Genomic DNA, 2,692 nt, shown 5'->3' with positions numbered 1-2,692 from the left:
CGGAAGGTCTGAAAGCGGGAAGCCCCCAAACTCCAGGCTGCCTCTTCCACATCTTTCTCCAGCTCCTGCAACACCGGCTGCACCGTCCGCACCACAAAGGGAAAAGAAATAAACAGCATCGCCACCCCCACCCCCAAGCGGGTAAAGGAGATGCGGATCCCCAAGGGGGCCAAAAGGGATCCAATCCAGCCGTTGCTGCTGTAAACCGTTGCCAGGGTGAGGCCGGCCACGGCGGTGGGCAAAGCAAACGGCAGATCGATCAACCCCTCGAGAAGCTTTTTGCCGGGGAAGGCGTAGCGCACCAGCACCCAGGCAGTCAGGGTGCCCATCACGCCGTTGATCAGAGCCGCCAGCAACGCGGTTACAAAAGTAACTTCATAGGCGGAGAGGGCCACGGGATCCGTCGCGATCCGCCAAAACTCCGCCCAGCCCACGCTGCTGGACTTGGCAATCAAGGCAGCCAGCGGCAGAATCAACATCAAGAAGAGATAGCCCAGGGTCAGCCGCCACGGCCAAGACAGTTGAGACAAAGCTTGCAGCAACGTTTCTCAAGCTCCCACCGGCATTGCGGTCATCTCGGTTTTTTTGACGGGAAAGGCTTTCACCACCTTGGGGCGCACATAGACCTGCTGCCCCACCTGCAGGGGTTGGTTGGCATATTGCTCGCGGCTGAGATGGGCCCACAGGGATCCGCCATCGCTAAGAATCAGCTCCGCCTGAATCTCCCGACCCAGGTGGATGATCTCCTTAACGCGGGCAGAAACACCACTGCTGCCGGGGTTGACCTCAATCTGCACATCGTGGGGGCGCAAAAAAAGCTGATGCGGGCCGGCCTGCACCTCGGGAAGCTGGCAAAAGAGTTGGGAGCGGGGAGAAAGCTCGTTGACCGGGCCGACAAAGCTCATCACAAAGGGTGTAGCTGGATGGTCATAGATTTCTGCCGGGGATCCCACCTGTTCGATCCGCCCCTGGTTCATCACCACGATCTGATCCGCCACCTCCATGGCTTCCTCTTGATCATGGGTTACAAATACCGTTGTCACATGCACCTCATCGTGCAGGCGCCGCAACCACTTGCGCAGCTCTTTGCGGACTTTGGCATCCAGGGCCCCAAAGGGCTCATCCAACAGCAACACCTGCGGCTCCACCGCCAAAGCGCGGGCTAGGGCCACCCGCTGCCGCTGCCCCCCAGAGAGTTGAGAGGGGTAGCGATCCCCGAACCCCGATAGCTGCACCAGCTCCAGCAGCTCATCCACCCGTGCCCGAATCTCGGCCCGTGAAGCCTTGCGGATCTCCAAGCCAAAGGCGATGTTCTGCCGCACCGTCATGTGCTTGAACAGGGCGTAGTGCTGAAAAACAAAACCAATGTTGCGCTCCTGGACGCTGGCATGGGTAGCATCCCGCCCGGTGAGGGAAATCCGCCCCGTATCCGGCTTTTCTAGGCCGGCAATCAGGCGCAGCAGGGTGGATTTGCCAGAACCCGATGGCCCCAAGAGGGCAACCAGGGATCCCGTGGGAATGGTGAGATCGGTGGGGTGAAGGGCCTGAAACTCGCCAAAACGCTTCGATACCCCTTCGATGGTGATACCCATAGGTTCTGCCTAGCTAGTGGTTTGCCTGAGAAGTTGCTGGATGGTTGCCGGCTGAGTCTTCTGGAGAGGGTGAGGGCAGTTAAACCCGCGGCTAATCTACGGTAAACCTGTCAACAAACCGTTGATATAGCTCCCAAGATAACTTGAATGGGGATCCAAAACAAGGGAGACTCCCTACAACTGAGCTTGGATGCGGTCAAACAAGGCCCCATCGGCAAAAAAGCGGCTTTGGACAACCTCCCATCCGCCCAGGTCGGCGACGGTAACCCGCTTCTCAACAGGAGGGTAACGCCAGGCAAACTCTTGGGCCACCGTCGGCTCCACCGGGCGAAAGCCCACCTCGGCAAAAGCCCGCTGCGCTTCTGGGGTGAATAGGTAGTCCACAAAGGCTTCGGCCACGGCACGGGTGCCTTTGCGATCCACATTGGCATCCACCACGGCTACGGGGTTGTCGATGGAAATGTTGGGATCCGGCACCACATAGAACAGGGATTGGCCGCGCAAGCCCGCCAGGATCACCTCATGTTCGTAGGTAATCAGGGCATCCCCTTGCCCTTTCTGGAAAAAAACATCGGTGGCCTCCCGCGAGTCCCGCGGCAAAATGCGGACATTCTTGTAGACCTGGGTGGTGAAGGCCAGAGCCTGGGGTTCAGGGACAGCGCTCCAGAGGGCTAAAAAGTTCCAGCGGGCGCCCCCTGAGGTTTTGGGGTTGGCGGTAACCACCTGCAAGCCGGGCCGAGCCAGATCTTGCCAAGAGCGGATCCCCTGGGGGTTGCCCTCCCGCGTTACAATTACTGCCACCGAACGGGTAACGATCCCTTGGTTGGGGGTACGGGCTTCCCATCCCGGCTGGATGAGACCCGCAGCCACGAGGCGCTCCACATCCAAAGCCAGGGCCAAGGCCACCACATCGGCATCCAGCCCGTCAATAACTGCCCGCGATTGCGTTGCCGAGCCGCCGTAGCTGCTTTCTACGCGCACCCGTTGCCCCGTTTTAGCCAGCCAGTGGGCCTCAAAAGCAGGGATGATCTGCCGGTAGGCATCCCGCGTCACCGCAAAAGAAGCGAGGAGGATCCTGACTTCCCCCTGCAATCCCCCCC

At 59.9% G+C, this 2,692-nt stretch carries 3 protein-coding genes; all 3 read right to left on the bottom strand.

Annotation, left to right across the window (positions count from 1 at the left end; translation table 11 throughout):
* Window positions 1-542 (bottom strand): sulfate ABC transporter permease subunit CysT (gene cysT / locus NW819_RS07025; RefSeq protein ID WP_414413315.1); only part of this gene is annotated, 542 nt, incomplete at its 3' end.
* A 6-nt stretch (window positions 543-548) separates the two neighbouring features.
* Window positions 549-1,592 carry a sulfate/molybdate ABC transporter ATP-binding protein gene (locus NW819_RS07020; RefSeq protein WP_011431905.1) on the bottom strand — a complete coding sequence of 348 codons (1,044 nt, stop codon included), beginning with the start codon at window positions 1,590-1,592 and terminating at the stop codon, window positions 549-551.
* Window positions 1,593-1,766: 174 nt separating this feature from the next.
* The coding region (locus NW819_RS07015) for a sulfate ABC transporter substrate-binding protein (protein ID WP_414413314.1) at window positions 1,767-2,692 on the bottom strand (926 nt) is incomplete at its 5' end.

The sequence above is a fragment of the Synechococcus sp. R8-2 genome (genome assembly GCF_047461715.1).
GTDB lineage: Bacteria > Cyanobacteriota > Cyanobacteriia > Thermostichales > Thermostichaceae > Thermostichus.
The sequence above is the reverse complement of the archived record's forward strand: the minus strand, read 5'-3'. Positions and strand labels throughout refer to the sequence as shown.

Bases quoted from the DNA above. Each gene is read 5' to 3' on its own strand.
- NW819_RS07020 (WP_011431905.1), bottom strand. From the start codon at position 1,592: ATGGGTATCACCATCGAAGGGGTATCGAAGCGTTTTGGCGAGTTTCAG.